Annotated in this window: 13 protein-coding genes; 11 read left to right on the forward strand and 2 right to left on the reverse strand. The window is 39.9% G+C overall.

Features of this window, described 5'->3' with window-relative positions; genetic code table 11:
- Positions 1-28 precede the first annotated feature (28 nt).
- From mshA to B1s21122_RS00645, 4 genes are all read left to right on the forward strand, one after another.
- Positions 29-1,318 (forward strand): D-inositol-3-phosphate glycosyltransferase, encoded by a 1,290-nt coding sequence (gene mshA, locus B1s21122_RS00630; RefSeq protein ID WP_095681128.1) that lies wholly within the window; start codon positions 29-31, stop codon positions 1,316-1,318.
- Positions 1,319-1,379: 61 nt separating this feature from the next.
- Complete coding sequence (locus B1s21122_RS00635) at positions 1,380-3,218, forward strand: ABC transporter ATP-binding protein (RefSeq protein ID WP_095681127.1); 1,839 nt, start codon at positions 1,380-1,382, stop codon at positions 3,216-3,218.
- An 11-nt stretch (positions 3,219-3,229) separates the two neighbouring features.
- Positions 3,230-3,706, forward strand: coding sequence for a type III secretion system chaperone family protein (locus tag B1s21122_RS00640; protein WP_095681126.1), 477 nt, complete (start codon positions 3,230-3,232; stop codon positions 3,704-3,706).
- A gap of 23 nt (positions 3,707-3,729) precedes the next feature.
- On the forward strand, positions 3,730-4,476 hold the full coding sequence (locus B1s21122_RS00645) for a phosphoglyceromutase (RefSeq protein WP_095681125.1): 747 nt from the start codon (positions 3,730-3,732) through the stop codon (positions 4,474-4,476).
- Between the two features lie 3 nt (positions 4,477-4,479).
- On the opposite strand, the gene phoU is transcribed toward B1s21122_RS00645, so the two are convergent.
- Positions 4,480-5,133, reverse strand: coding sequence for a phosphate signaling complex protein PhoU (gene phoU / locus B1s21122_RS00650; protein WP_095681124.1), 654 nt, complete (start codon positions 5,131-5,133; stop codon positions 4,480-4,482).
- Positions 5,134-5,172: 39 nt separating this feature from the next.
- Here phoU and B1s21122_RS00655 point away from each other — a divergent pair, with 39 nt between their 5' ends.
- Positions 5,173-6,375 carry a sensor histidine kinase gene (locus tag B1s21122_RS00655; RefSeq protein WP_223299061.1) on the forward strand — a complete coding sequence of 401 codons (1,203 nt, stop codon included), beginning with the start codon at positions 5,173-5,175 and terminating at the stop codon, positions 6,373-6,375.
- Positions 6,376-7,056 carry a response regulator transcription factor gene (locus tag B1s21122_RS00660; protein WP_095681123.1) on the forward strand — a complete coding sequence of 227 codons (681 nt, stop codon included), beginning with the start codon at positions 6,376-6,378 and terminating at the stop codon, positions 7,054-7,056.
- On the opposite strand, the gene B1s21122_RS00665 is transcribed toward B1s21122_RS00660, so the two are convergent.
- A complete protein-coding gene (locus B1s21122_RS00665) occupies positions 7,053-7,562 on the reverse strand; it encodes a hypothetical protein (protein WP_095681122.1) in 510 nt (169 codons plus the stop codon). The genes B1s21122_RS00660 and B1s21122_RS00665 overlap by 4 nt on opposite strands.
- Positions 7,563-7,679: 117 nt before the next feature.
- On the opposite strand from B1s21122_RS00665, the gene B1s21122_RS00670 reads away from it, so the two are divergent.
- From B1s21122_RS00670 to rlmB, 5 genes are read left to right on the forward strand one after another with little or no spacing between them, the layout of a single operon-like run.
- Positions 7,680-8,162, forward strand: a complete 483-nt coding sequence (locus tag B1s21122_RS00670; RefSeq protein WP_019851739.1) for a CarD family transcriptional regulator — start codon at positions 7,680-7,682, stop codon at positions 8,160-8,162.
- Positions 8,163-8,182: 20 nt separating this feature from the next.
- Complete coding sequence (gene ispD, locus B1s21122_RS00675) at positions 8,183-9,325, forward strand: 2-C-methyl-D-erythritol 4-phosphate cytidylyltransferase (protein ID WP_095681121.1); 1,143 nt, start codon at positions 8,183-8,185, stop codon at positions 9,323-9,325.
- A gap of 51 nt (positions 9,326-9,376) precedes the next feature.
- Positions 9,377-10,618 (forward strand): hypothetical protein, encoded by a 1,242-nt coding sequence (locus tag B1s21122_RS00680; RefSeq protein WP_095681120.1) that lies wholly within the window; start codon positions 9,377-9,379, stop codon positions 10,616-10,618.
- A gap of 59 nt (positions 10,619-10,677) precedes the next feature.
- Positions 10,678-12,051 (forward strand): cysteine--tRNA ligase, encoded by a 1,374-nt coding sequence (gene cysS / locus B1s21122_RS00685; protein ID WP_095681119.1) that lies wholly within the window; start codon positions 10,678-10,680, stop codon positions 12,049-12,051.
- Entirely contained in the window at positions 12,051-13,022 is a 972-nt protein-coding gene (gene rlmB / locus B1s21122_RS00690) for a 23S rRNA (guanosine(2251)-2'-O)-methyltransferase RlmB (protein WP_095681118.1), read from the forward strand. The genes cysS and rlmB overlap by 1 nt, the downstream gene beginning before the upstream one ends.
- Positions 13,023-13,031: the final 9 nt, after the last annotated feature.

Below are 13,031 nucleotides of genomic sequence, written 5' to 3' on the forward strand. Positions count from 1 at the left end.
TCACTTAACTTAAGTTAGAATTGATCATATGAAATCCCCACGAACTTCAAAGATTGCTACCTTGATGGTTCACACCTCACCCCTTGATCAAGCAGGCACGGGGGATGCCGGTGGCATGAATGTTTATGTGGTGGAAACTGCTAAGAAGATGGCCCAAGCCGGAGTTAGCGTAGATATTTTTACAAGAGCAAATAAACCAAATCTGCCAGAGAGTATTGAGATTGCAGATGGGGTAAATGTTAAGCATCTAGTTGCAGGACCTTTTGAAGGTTTATCTAAAGAGGAATTGCCCAGCCAATTAGGAGCGCTAACTAGTGCTTTTATGAATTACCAAAAACAATTACCTAAAGATTATTACTCACTGCTTCACTCTCATTACTGGATCTCAGGACAATTAGGTTGGGTGGTTAGTGAGGCAACCGGTACTCCATTAATCCACACCATGCACACAACTGCAAAGGTAAAGAATTTAAATTTAGCCGATGGTGAAAAACCAGAGCCACAAATTAGAGCAATTGGTGAAGAGCAGGTTGTAAAGGCTGCAACGGGTTTAATTGCAAACACAGATGCTGAAGCTGCATCTTTAGTTTCACTCTATGACGCCTGCCCTGATCGAGTATTTGTTGTTGCCCCTGGTGTTGATCTACAGAGTTTTTCACCAGCGGACGGCAAAGGGGCAGCACGTGAGCGATTAAATATTGCACCGGACGCCATTCTGGTTACATTTGTTGGTCGAATCCAACCTCATAAGGGTCCTGATGTATTGATAAAAGCTGCAGCTGAAATGGTTGCTCACTCACCATATCTTCGCGCAAAACTTGCAGTGGTAATTATGGGTGGAGCTTCTGGCAGTGGCGTTAATGAGTTAGAAAATCTTAAGTCATTAGCAAAATTTTTAAAGGTTGAAGATGTTACACATTTTATAGATCCAGTTTCACGGACAGTTCTTCCTGATTGGTATCGCGCAGGTGATTTAGTTTGCGTGCCAAGTTACTCTGAATCATTTGGTTTAGTAGCACTTGAAGCCCAAGCTTGTGGCACTCCAGTTGTTGCAACTGCTATTGGTGGACTTCGAACAGCAGTCTCAGATGGAATCTCAGGCTCTTTAGTTGATGGCCATGATCCAAAGGCTTGGTCTGCTGTTATCTCAAGATTAATCGCAGAACCACAAAGAAGATTGCTCTTATCAATGGGCGCAGTTGAACATGCCAGCCACTTTGGTTGGGAGATGACTGCTAGAAAAACTCTAGATGTATATGACTGGGCGCTTGGTAAAGATAAGAATCAAGAGAAGTTCAAAATACTTAGAAATCAGTAAGTGATAAATACTGTATTTTTCAAGAAAAGTATCACCATAATTTATTGGGTATAGTTCCACTATGGTTTCCATTAATTCCTCTGTATTTAATTTTCCAGAAATAAAAAGAGTATTGCTCCTTCTAGAAAAAAAGGATCGCGTAAAACTTTTCTTGGTATTAGTGGTTAACACTTTCCTAGCATTTCTAGATTTATTTGGAGTAGCTCTAATAGGTATAACCTCTGCGATATTGATACGAGGCTTACAGGGGCTGACAGCAGGTGATCAAGTCTCTAGATTCCTCGAGCTGCTAAATCTTGATGAGCTACCACAACGGAACATACTAATTCTTCTTGGTACTACTGCAATTTTTTTCTTTGTTCTAAAGACTGTACTTTCAGTGTATTTCTTAAGAAGAACTCTTCGGTACATGAGCATTCGTAATGCACAGATTTCTAGTTCACTAGTTTCGAAAATGTTAAATAGACCTGTTGAGAAAATCTTTAACAAATCTATTCAAAACCAAATTTACAATGTTACTGGTGGGGTAGAAAGATTAGTTGGTGGGGCTGTGACAAATCTAGTCGTTATAGCATCAGACGTAGTTCTACTTCTTGTGATAATACTTGGATTAATGTTGGTAGATCCATTAACATCAGTAGGCACTTTTTTTGTTTTTACAGGAATTGCATTTTTGCTTTATTTTTTACTTCATAAAAGAGTATCAATTTTAAATAGTAAATTTGCCTATGAAAGTATTTATTTTAATCAAAAAGTATCAGAAGGCATAAACTCATTTCGAGATTTATTTATTAAAGGCGGTAGAGAGTTTTACGTAAATGAAATTCGTAAAACCAAAATGAAATTAGCTGGTTACGATGCTGAAATCAAGTTCATCCCAAATATTAGTAAATACACAATAGAAATATCAGTAATTCTTGGTATAGCTCTAATTGCCGGAATTCAGTTTTATTTGTTTGATTCGAATAGAGCTATTGCAGTTATATCAGTATTCCTAGCTGCAAGCACAAGAATTGCACCTGCAATAATTCGGTTACAGCAAAATATAATTTTAGTTAAATCAAGTTTGTCAGCAGCTCAACCAACTTTTGAGTTAATTGACGAACTAAATGGTATTAAAGAATTAGAGACAACTGAAACCTTAATTACTACTAGCCATAGAGATTTTGCACCAAGAGTAAATTTAAAAAATCTTAAATTCAAATACACGGATGCAATTAATGAAACAATCCAGGACATTTCACTAGAAATTAGTGAAGGTAAATTCATTGCTTTTGTTGGACCTTCAGGTGGGGGTAAAAGCACCTTAGTTGACTTAGTTCTAGGCTTATTGGCACCTTCTTCTGGGTCAATATCAATCTCTGGCCTAACTCCCGTTGATGCGATTAAAAAGTGGCCAGGTTCAATAGGTTACGTGCCACAAGATGTATTTATTGAGAATTCGACCGTAAAAGAAAATATCTGCTTAGGGTTCAATCCAGAGTTAGTGGCAGATGATCTGATTTGGCAGGCATTAGAGCATGCAGACCTATCTGATTTTGTTAGAGGTTTAGAGGGGCAACTTTCCTATCGAATTAGTGATTCGGGTAAGAATTTAAGTGGTGGCCAACGTCAAAGACTTGGTATTGCCAGAGCGCTTTTAACAAAGCCAAAGATTGTTATTTTTGATGAGGCAACAAGTGCTTTAGATGCTGAGACTGAAAATAGAGTTTCAGAATCCATTTTGAAATTAACAGGTGAATGCACAGTCATCTTCATTGCCCACCGTTTATCAGTGGTGAGGAGTGCGGATATGATTTATTACATCGATAAAGGACGCATTGTTAATCAAGGAACTTTTGATGAGCTGCGCTCAATAAATGCTGATTTTAACAATCAAGCTAACTTTATGGGCATATAAGTAATTTTCAGATGCTTGATCCAAATGCAGTAATTGATGATTTTCTATCATCACATGATTTAGATTATGAACAAAAGGATGAAAATACTTACCTAATAACCCTGCCAGGGGAAGCTAAACAGCAAACCCATTGCGCATTAGTAGTTGGTGATCACTCATTGAGTATTAACGCATTTGTTATTAGAAAGCCGGATGAAAACAAGGCGGCGGTCTTTGAGTATTTGCTAAAGAAAAATGCCTCAATGTATTCAATTGCATTCGCTGTAAATGAGTTAGGTGATATTTATTTAGTGGGCAGATTACCTCTTGATGCGGTAAATGAGAGAGAGATTGATCGAATATTGGGAGCAGTTCTGCAGTATGCCGACTCATCCTTTAATCCACTCCTAGAGTTGGGTTTTTCATCCGCCATCCGCCGTGAGTGGGCTTGGCGAGTATCACGGGGTGAATCTTTAGCTAACCTAAAAGCCTTTGAGCATTTAATTTAATCACTTGTGAAAGGATTATTACTATGGGTTATAAGTTAATTTTATTGCGTCATGGTGAGAGTCAATGGAATGCTAAAAATCTCTTTACCGGCTGGGTTGATGTTGATCTATCTGAAAAAGGAAAGAAAGAGGCTGCAAGAGCTGGTCAGTTATTAAAAGAGGCAAATTTACTGCCCGATGTATTACACACCTCCCTCTTAAAGCGGGCGATAAATACTGCAGATATCGCTCTAAGTAATTGCGGCAAAACAGGAATACCAACACATAGATCTTGGCGATTAAATGAGCGACATTATGGAGCGCTGCAAGGAAAGGATAAGGCGCAGACATTAGCTGCCTATGGACAAGCACAATTTGATCTATGGCGCAGATCCTTTGACACACCTCCGCCACCAATTGCAGATGATGATGAGTACTCACAAAAAAATGATCCAAAGTATGCTGATTTAGGTGATGATCTACCAAAGACTGAGTGTCTACAGGATGTAGTAGAACGCGCTATTCCATATCTAACTAGTGAGGTTAGTAAGGATATGTTGGCAGGTAAGACGGTATTAATCACTGCGCACGGTAATTCACTGCGCGCAATTGTTAAACATATTGATTGCATCTCTGATGCTGATATTGCAAAGGTAAATATCCCAACTGGTATTCCGCTTTACTATGAGTTTGATAATGATTTTGAACCAATTACAAAGGGTGGTCGCTACTTAGACCCAGAGGCAGCTAAAGCTGCAATTGAAGCGGTTGCTAATCAGGGTAAGAAGTAAGTCTTAAGCCTTATCACTTGCGTAGGTGCCAGTAACTAGGAAATAAACTCGGCGTGCAATTGAGACTGCGTGGTCAGCGCATCGCTCGTAATATCTGCCAAGTAAGGTCATATCAATCGCAGTTTCAATTCCGTGTTGCCAAGATGGATCAAGCAGAGTTTGGATGATTTTGCGGTGCAGAGAATCAATTGCATCATCATCTTTTTCCACCTCAAGTGCGCGATCGGTGTCACGGTTTTTAAGGACTAGCGCCACCTTCTCAATGATTGATACGCAAACTCGGCCCATCTCCTCAATTGTTAGAGATAACTCAGGTGGAACAGCCGTTGCTGGATATCTCATTCGGGCTGACTTTGCGATGTGATGGGCCAGATCTCCCATTCGCTCTAGATCAGCACTCATACGAAGTGAGGTGACTAAGGTTCTTAAATCAGTTGCAACTGGGCTTTGTCTAGCAATTAAATTTATTGTTTTAGCATCTAACTCATGCTGGATTTCATCAATAATTAAATCATCGGCGATAACTTTTTCTGCCAGTGCTAAATCGGCGGTCAAAAGAGCGGTGGTCGCATTTTGCATAGCGGTTTTAACCAGCCCAGCCATATCCACCAGGGTGGAGCTAACGGCATCTAACTCTTCTTGAAATTGCTCACGCATTGGCTAAAGGTAATCGCAATTACGCGCTGGTGCGGGGAGGTGGGTGAACAGGTCTTTAACAATTGGTTAAAAACTGGGATTAACCCCACCCTGGCTAACTTTTGGTTAACTAAAGCCGCCCGCGCCTCATACGATAAGGGGGTGATCTGGGGATTTAAACAAAAGCAGAGAGCACCACAGGTCAACCTGCCACCCCAAAATGATTTATCAACGCAAAGCTTTGATTTATTGCGAGCAATGGATGCTGAATCAATTGTTGTTAATTCAACTGATCAAGTTATTTACTACTCAGAAAAAATCACAAACTTTAACTTAATCAAAGATGACAGAATATTAAATAAAGAGTTAATTAATTTAATCCGTGCTGTTCGGCGATCAGGTAATCCACAGGATGCAACCATGGAGCTACCGCGCGGTCCAATTGGCGCAGGTACTCACAATCTCCTGGTTCGAGTTGTAAGCATCGGAGATGCTGGCTTGATAGCAAGCCTTATCTTTGATGATAGTGAGATGAGAAGACTTGATGCGATCAGACGAGATTTTGTGGCCAACATTTCACATGAGTTAAAAACTCCTATTGGGGCCCTTTCTATATTAAGTGAGGCGGTATTAGAAGCTAGCAATGATCCGCAAGCAATCACTAAATTTGCCTCTCGAATGCAAACTGAGGCAAAACGGTTATCTGATTTAGTGCAGGAGATTATTAATTTATCAAGATTACAAGATGATGATCCTCTTAAAAATGGCAAGAGCTTTGATTTAGCTGAGGTTATTTCAGAGGCGGTTGATCAATCCCGATTACATGCAGAAAAGCGCCAAATTGTATTAGCTTATGAAAGTTTTGAAGAGGCTCGAATTAATGGTGATCGCAATCAGGTGACAATGGCTGTTCAAAACCTAATTGAGAATGCAATTAATTACAGCCCAGATAAAACTAGAGTGGCTATAACTTTAAAGAATAATGACGCCCTTGCTGAAATTTCAGTTTCAGATCAAGGTATTGGAATTCCAGAAAAAGATTTAGAGCGAATTTTTGAACGTTTCTATCGGGTTGATCCAGCCCGCTCTCGCCAAACTGGTGGCACAGGTCTTGGTCTATCAATTGTTAAACATATTGCAACAAATCATGGCGGTGATGTTTCGCTCTGGTCGGTAGAGGGTGCTGGCAGTACATTCACAATTCGCTTCCCATTGGTTGTGAATAATTCACCAATCAATCAGCTTTATCCGGAAGGTAATTAAATGACCAAAATATTGGTAGTTGAGGATGAAGCATCATTTTCTGAAGCACTCTCATATGTTTTAGGAAAAGAAGGTTTTGAGGTAACAGTTGCTGATACTGGTGATGGCGCAATTGCTGCATTTGATAAAACTGGCGCCGATCTAGTCTTGTTGGATTTAATGTTGCCTGGCTTGTCTGGAACTGAGGTCTGTAAACAGCTAAGAGCAAGGTCTAATGTGCCAATAATTATGTTAACTGCCAAAGATACTGAGGTAGATAAGGTGGTTGGGTTAGAACTAGGCGCTGATGATTATGTAACAAAGCCTTATTCAAAAGCGGAGTTAGTGGCACGAATTAAAGCGGTGCTGCGTCGACAAGGTGATTCAGAATCTGGCGAGGGCTCCTTAATTAGCGCCGGGCCGGTAAAGATTGATGTAGAGCGCCACCAAGTTAAAATCAATGAAGAGTTAATTTCTTTGCCATTAAAGGAGTTTGAGTTACTTGAGTTTTTAGTTAGAAATAGTGGTCGAGTTCTAACTAGAACTCAATTAATTGATCGAGTATGGGGCTCTGATTACTTTGGTGATACTAAGACTTTAGATGTTCATGTTAAAAGGTTACGAGCAAAGATTGAAAAAGATCCAGCAAATCCAACCTATATCCAGACCATCAGAGGTCTTGGCTATAAATTTGAAAGCTAAGGCTTAACCTCACTTACTACGGGGGCAGCAACAGCATTAGATCTGACAAGATTCTCATAAATTCCATCTTGGGCTACCACTAAGGCATCAAGTGTTACTGGTGTTGCTGTTGCAAAGGTGAAAGTAATTGGAATTCGCTCACCTGCTACCTTGCTGATTTGAGCAAAAGCATCTGCATTTGCAGAGTCTCCAACAAAGGTAATTGGCTTATTTTTAAGTAGATCAAATTTCACACCAGATAATTTTGCAGCAACTCCACCAATATTTATGCCAGTTATCGCATCTGATTGATCTGACCAATTTACCAGGGTGCCAACTAAAATACCTTCTGATAATTCATTTTTAACAATTTTAACATTACGTAATCTAATTTCAGCACTTTGTGCTTCAACACCATCTGTTACTTGTTTAATCATTCTTGTTTCTGCAGTTCGACCAGAACCACATGCAGTCAACGTTGTTGCCAGGATTGTTAATACAAGAATTTTCTTAATGGTATTTGCCATGGCTAAAGGTTATCTAGAAGAGGTGAATATCCTCAAAAATAAAGGCCAATTTAGGCAGGTGAAATGGGTCGCAAAATGCTGGTATTATTGGTCCCTATCGAAAGGCCTTTTCCTCTTATGACATTTAAAGTCGGCGAAACTGTTGTCTATCCACACCACGGAGCAGCACAGATTGAAGCAATCGAGAAGCGCACAATCAAAGGCGAAGAGAAGATTTACCTAGTTTTAAAGGTAGCTCAAGGTGATCTAACAGTTCGAGTTCCAGCTGAGAATATTGATTTAGTTGGCGTTCGTGATGTTGTCGATAGCGCAGGTTTAGACCGAGTATTTAATGTTTTGCGTCAACCATATACCGAGGAGCCAACAAACTGGTCTCGTCGTTACAAAGCCAATGTTGAAAAATTAGCATCAGGTGATGTTATTAAGGTGGCAGAGGTTGTTCGCGATTTATATCGTCGCGATTTAGATCGTGGTTTATCAGCTGGTGAAAAACGTATGTTGGCTAAGGCAAAGCAGATTTTAGTTTCAGAGTTAGCTCTTGCTGAGCGAACAGATGAAGAAAAAGCGGCAACCTTGCTAGATGAGGTTCTCGCCTCTTAATTGGCAGTACTTCCACTGTCATGATTAATAAAACTGCCGCAATTATTGCAGCAGCTGGTGCTGGAAATCGCTTAGGTGCTGATCTTCCTAAAGCACTGGTTAAATTAGTTGATAAAACATTAGTTGAACACGCTGTTGCAAGCTTAGCGCCCGTTGCCCAATTAATAGTTGTTACCGCACCCGCGGGCTTTGTGGATGAGTATAGAAAAATACTTGGTGATTCAGTTGAGATTATTGAAGGTGGAGTGCTTCGAAGTGACAGTATTCGAATTGCGCTTTCTAAGATTCCAAATCAATATGAGTATGTTTTAGTTCATGATGCCGCAAGATCACTTGCCTCAACCACACTAGCTGCAACAGTAATTGCACAGTTGATAAATGGTGAGCAGGCCGTAATTCCAGCACTTGATGTGATTGACACAATCAAAGAGGTAGATAGCAAAGGTTATGTTCGAAACACACCAGAGAGATCATCTTTAAAAGCTGTTCAAACGCCACAAGGTTTTACTAGATCTGTTTTAGAGCGAGCACATGCAGCGTCCGATGATGCAACAGATGATGCTGCATTAGTTGAAGCAATAGGAATTCAAGTAAAAGTAATTGCTGGCGAAGAGCGAGCACTTAAGATCACAACAAAATCTGATCTTGCAACTGCGACAGCGTTATTAATTCCAAATACACAAAGGCAAATCAGAGTTGGTATAGGTGTTGATGCGCATGCATTTGGTAGTGATCAATCTAAGAAGTTATCACTTGCCGGCTTAACTTGGGATGAGGTTGCTCTTGATGGTCACTCAGACGGTGATGTTGCAGCTCATGCAATCTGTGATGCTCTTCTTTCAGCTGCAAATTTTGGTGATTTAGGAAGTAATTTTGGTGTGGCAGATGCGAAATATGCTGGCGCGTCAGGTTCTCAGTTATTAAGTGAAACTTTGGCAAAAATTAAAGCTGCTGGTTTTACGATTGAAAATGTTGCAGTTCAAATAGTTGGTAATAAGCCAAAGATTGCGCCAAGACGGGCAGAGGCAATTGCTGCTTTGTCCAAAGCCCTGTCGGGTGCCAAGGTTTCAGTATCTGCCACCTCAACTGATGGACTTGGCTTTACTGGTGAAGGTAAAGGCTTATCTGCAATCGCTAGTGCCTTGATTACCTCAAGGAATTAATATTCAATACCCAAGGGATAGAATTACAACAGGTTTATAGATTGGGATCAAATGGCAAGTAGGAACAAGACGCAAAAGGCTAAAAAAGAAAATGCTTTACCACTTGTTCTAATCTCTCTTACCGTTGGAGTTTTGGCTTTGCTTCAAAATAAATATGGGCGGGCCAGTGACATATATGGTTTTTATGGCATGCATTTCTACGATGGCCAACATTTGTGGCCATTTTCTGAAAAAATCCTGGAAGGTGACACAACAATCCAGCACCCAGTTGAATACCCTGCACTAACTGGACTGATTATGTGGCTGATCAGTTTCTTGGTTTCGCCTTCCCCAACCGCCATATATAGCTACTATCGAATTACCGCAGCATTTCAAATAGTTTTATTGTCAATCTGTGCATATCTAGTATTTAAATTATCTCAAAAGAAATACAGTTATTATTTTGTGCTTGCACCAGCAGTCCTATATTCACTGAATAGAAATTGGGATATTTGGGCAATGGCCGCAATGTTGCTCTCTATTTATCTCTTTGAGAAAAAAAGATTTCAACTAAGTGCCATCTTGCTTGCCGTATCGATTGCAACAAAATTTTTCCCAATCGTACTAATGCTTCCAATAATGGTAATTCTGCTTAGAAATCGACAGATTTCTATCTTTATAAAGTATTCCCTAACGACATTAAGCACTTGGCTTATAATTAATTTACCTTTTGCATTGATTAATTTTGATGGCTGGGCGTATTTCTATAAATTCAGCGCTGAACGAGGCTTAGGTTCAGCATCATTTTATGAAATAACAAGCATATTAATGCCTATGGCGAAGTTTAACTCGGCACATTTCTATGTTTTGAACTTGATTACCTTAATACTGGTTACTTATTTCTTACTAAAGCTTAAGTCTATTCCGAATCTATCTGCCACTTCTTTTTTTGTCATGTTTGGTTTTATATTATTCAATAAGCAATATTCAATGCAATATGTTATTTGGCTTTCTGCGTTGGCCGTGATTTCAATGCCATATATTAAGAAACAACACCAGGATTTATTAATTTATGTGTATGTTTTATGGCAAGCCTCCGAATTAGCTTTTCAATACTCCTTTTTTCAGAAACTATTGACCGATGTATATGCAAATTCCGCTACGCCAATGACAATTACAGTTTCAAATACCACCTTTGCGTATGTAGGGGCAGTTAGATATTTCCTGGCAGTGGCTTTTGCATTATTACTGGCAAGATTTGTGTATCTTAAAAACAGTGCGGATACCGCCATAAAAGATAAATCCATCCTTTAGTACTTCAGGGTTGTTTAAGTTAAGTTGGGCAACGAAGTAACTGAAGGTAGACTGACTCAGTGAGTTCATTAAATCTTTATGACACCAAAAGCAGAACTGTTTCTGCGTTTAAACCAATAAAAAAGTGTGAGGTTGGGATATATCTCTGTGGCGCAACGGTTCAAGCACCCCCGCATATTGGTCATATTAGAAGTGGTGTTAATTTTGATATTTTACGACGTTGGTTAATTGCATCTGGTTACAAAGTAAATTTCATAAGAAATGTAACTGATATTGATGACAAGATTTTGCATAAGGCAGTTCATGAGGAAATTCCATGGTGGCAGGTTGCGCAAAAATATGAACGAGCATTTACCGATGCCTATAACTGGCTAAATGTTTTACCACCAACATATGAGCCTCGGGCTACCGGTCACATAACTCAAATGATTGAGTTAATAAATAAGTTAATTGAAAACGGATCAGCTTATGCCCCAGGAAATGGCGATGTTTATCTTGAGGTAAGAAAAGTTAAGAATTATCTAGAGCTTTCCAATCAAAAGTTAGATGATCTTTTAGTAAGTGATGATGCTGATTTAAAGTATAAAAAGGATCCAAGAGATTTCGCACTTTGGAAAGCTGCTAAAAAAGGAGAACCATCGTGGCCAACACCATGGGGAGATGGCAGACCGGGTTGGCATATTGAGTGTTCTGCAATGGCCCATGCCTATCTTGGTGAATCATTTGATATTCACGGTGGCGGACTTGATTTAATTTTTCCGCATCATGAAAATGAAATAGCACAATCAGCTTCCGCCGGTTTTGGCTTTGCCAATACCTGGATGCACAACGCATGGGTAACAACAAGTGGTGAGAAGATGAGTAAATCACTTGGTAATTCATTGCAGGTTGCTGAGATTTTAAAGAAGGTGCGTGGGATTGAGCTTCGCTGGTATTTAGGGAGTGCTCATTATCGCAGTATGCTGGAGTTTTCATTTGAAGCACTAAATGAATCAGCAACAGCATTTAAACGAATTGAGGCTTTTTTAAGTAGAGCAGAGGCGATCTTAGGAAAAGCACCTGAGGTATTAATCGCAGATGAGTTTACTAAAGCTATGAATGATGATTTAGCTGTTCCACAAGCGCTAGCTTTTATTGCTGAAAGTATGAGAATTGGAAATAGCGCTGCTGAGTATAAGAAAGTCATTGCTAAAACTGCAGGTGAGATTCGTGGCGCTCTATCAATACTTGGCTGTGATCCAAAGGATGATGCATTTAAATTAAGTAGTTCTAATGATTCAGCAATTGATGGTCTGATCAAATTAGCTCTTGAGCAAAGAGAGGCCGCAAGGGTGCGAAAAGATTTTGCTGCAGCTGATCAAATTCGTGATCAGATCGCCTCACTAGGCATTACAGTAGAAGACACATCCAATGGTCCAAGGTGGAGTTATTAATGAAACCAGGTAAAGCACGTAAAGATCGCCCAAAGGGTGCCAAAACTTTTTCACGTGGCAGTAATAAAAGAGTTGAGAGAAGTGCGGTAGCGCGCCCAGAAAAAAGAGATAACCGCCGAGATGATAAAGGTGATGCGCGTAAAGGATTTCGCAAGCCAGTTAAAACAATTGACCGAGAGGTTAAGCGAGATGATCGAAGAGGTGATCGTCCTGAAAAAAGATTTGATCGAAGAGGGTCAATGCAAGATGCTGTCGCCGGTAAGAACTCAGTTGTAGAGGCGCTTCGCGCAAAGATTCCTGCTAAAGAGTTAGTAGTTGCTATAAAGGTTGAGTTGGATGAGAAAATATCTGAAGCAATCAGATTAGCTAAAAATGCTGATCTGCCGATAAAAGAGATTCCTCGCAGGGCACTTGATGATTTAACGGGTTTTTCAAACCACCAAGGTATTGCCTTAGTTATCAAACCCTTTAACTACACAGAGTTTTCAAAATTAATTGCAAATGCTAAAAAACCAATGATGTTGATTGGCTTAGATTCAATCACTGATCCACACAACCTTGGCGCGGTAGTTAGATCTGCAGCAGCCTTTGGCGCAGATGGAGTAGTAATTCCTGAGCGGCGAAATGCAGCCATGACAGGCTCTGCTTGGAAAGCATCTGCTGGTGCTGCTGCCCGAATGCCAATCTCACAGGTAACTAATTTAGTTAGATCTATTGAGGATGCTAAAAAGGCAGGATGTTTTGTAATTGGTTTGGATGCAGATGGTGACACTACTTTGGCAAAGATGAATTTAGCAACTGAATCTGTATTTATTGTGGTTGGCAGTGAAGGAAAAGGTTTATCTAGATTGGTAAGAGAAAAGTGTGATTTAGTGGTTTCAATTCCAATGCAATCATCAGTTGAATCCTTAAATGCCAGCGTGGCAACAGCAATAGTTATGCACCAGGTTGCGGCTGAAAGAAGTAAGTAATTTGAGCTA

This window comes from Candidatus Nanopelagicus limnes (genome assembly GCF_002287885.2).
Classification (GTDB): domain Bacteria; phylum Actinomycetota; class Actinomycetes; order Nanopelagicales; family Nanopelagicaceae; genus Nanopelagicus; species Nanopelagicus limnae.

What these genes read in the sequence shown, in the direction of transcription:
- B1s21122_RS00670 (WP_019851739.1), top strand. Translation starts at nt 7,680, where the DNA reads ATGACATTTAAAGTCGGCGAAACTGTTGTCTATCCACACCACGGAGCA.
- B1s21122_RS00665 (WP_095681122.1), bottom strand. Translation starts at nt 7,562, where the DNA reads ATGGCAAATACCATTAAGAAAATTCTTGTATTAACAATCCTGGCAACA.
- B1s21122_RS00645 (WP_095681125.1), top strand. Translation starts at nt 3,730, where the DNA reads ATGGGTTATAAGTTAATTTTATTGCGTCATGGTGAGAGTCAATGGAAT.
- B1s21122_RS00635 (WP_095681127.1), top strand. Translation starts at nt 1,380, where the DNA reads ATGGTTTCCATTAATTCCTCTGTATTTAATTTTCCAGAAATAAAAAGA.
- mshA (WP_095681128.1), top strand. Translation starts at nt 29, where the DNA reads ATGAAATCCCCACGAACTTCAAAGATTGCTACCTTGATGGTTCACACC.
- ispD (WP_095681121.1), top strand. Translation starts at nt 8,183, where the DNA reads ATGATTAATAAAACTGCCGCAATTATTGCAGCAGCTGGTGCTGGAAAT.
- B1s21122_RS00680 (WP_095681120.1), top strand. Translation starts at nt 9,377, where the DNA reads ATGGCAAGTAGGAACAAGACGCAAAAGGCTAAAAAAGAAAATGCTTTA.
- rlmB (WP_095681118.1), top strand. Translation starts at nt 12,051, where the DNA reads ATGAAACCAGGTAAAGCACGTAAAGATCGCCCAAAGGGTGCCAAAACT.
- B1s21122_RS00660 (WP_095681123.1), top strand. Translation starts at nt 6,376, where the DNA reads ATGACCAAAATATTGGTAGTTGAGGATGAAGCATCATTTTCTGAAGCA.
- B1s21122_RS00640 (WP_095681126.1), top strand. Translation starts at nt 3,230, where the DNA reads ATGCTTGATCCAAATGCAGTAATTGATGATTTTCTATCATCACATGAT.
- phoU (WP_095681124.1), bottom strand. Translation starts at nt 5,133, where the DNA reads ATGCGTGAGCAATTTCAAGAAGAGTTAGATGCCGTTAGCTCCACCCTG.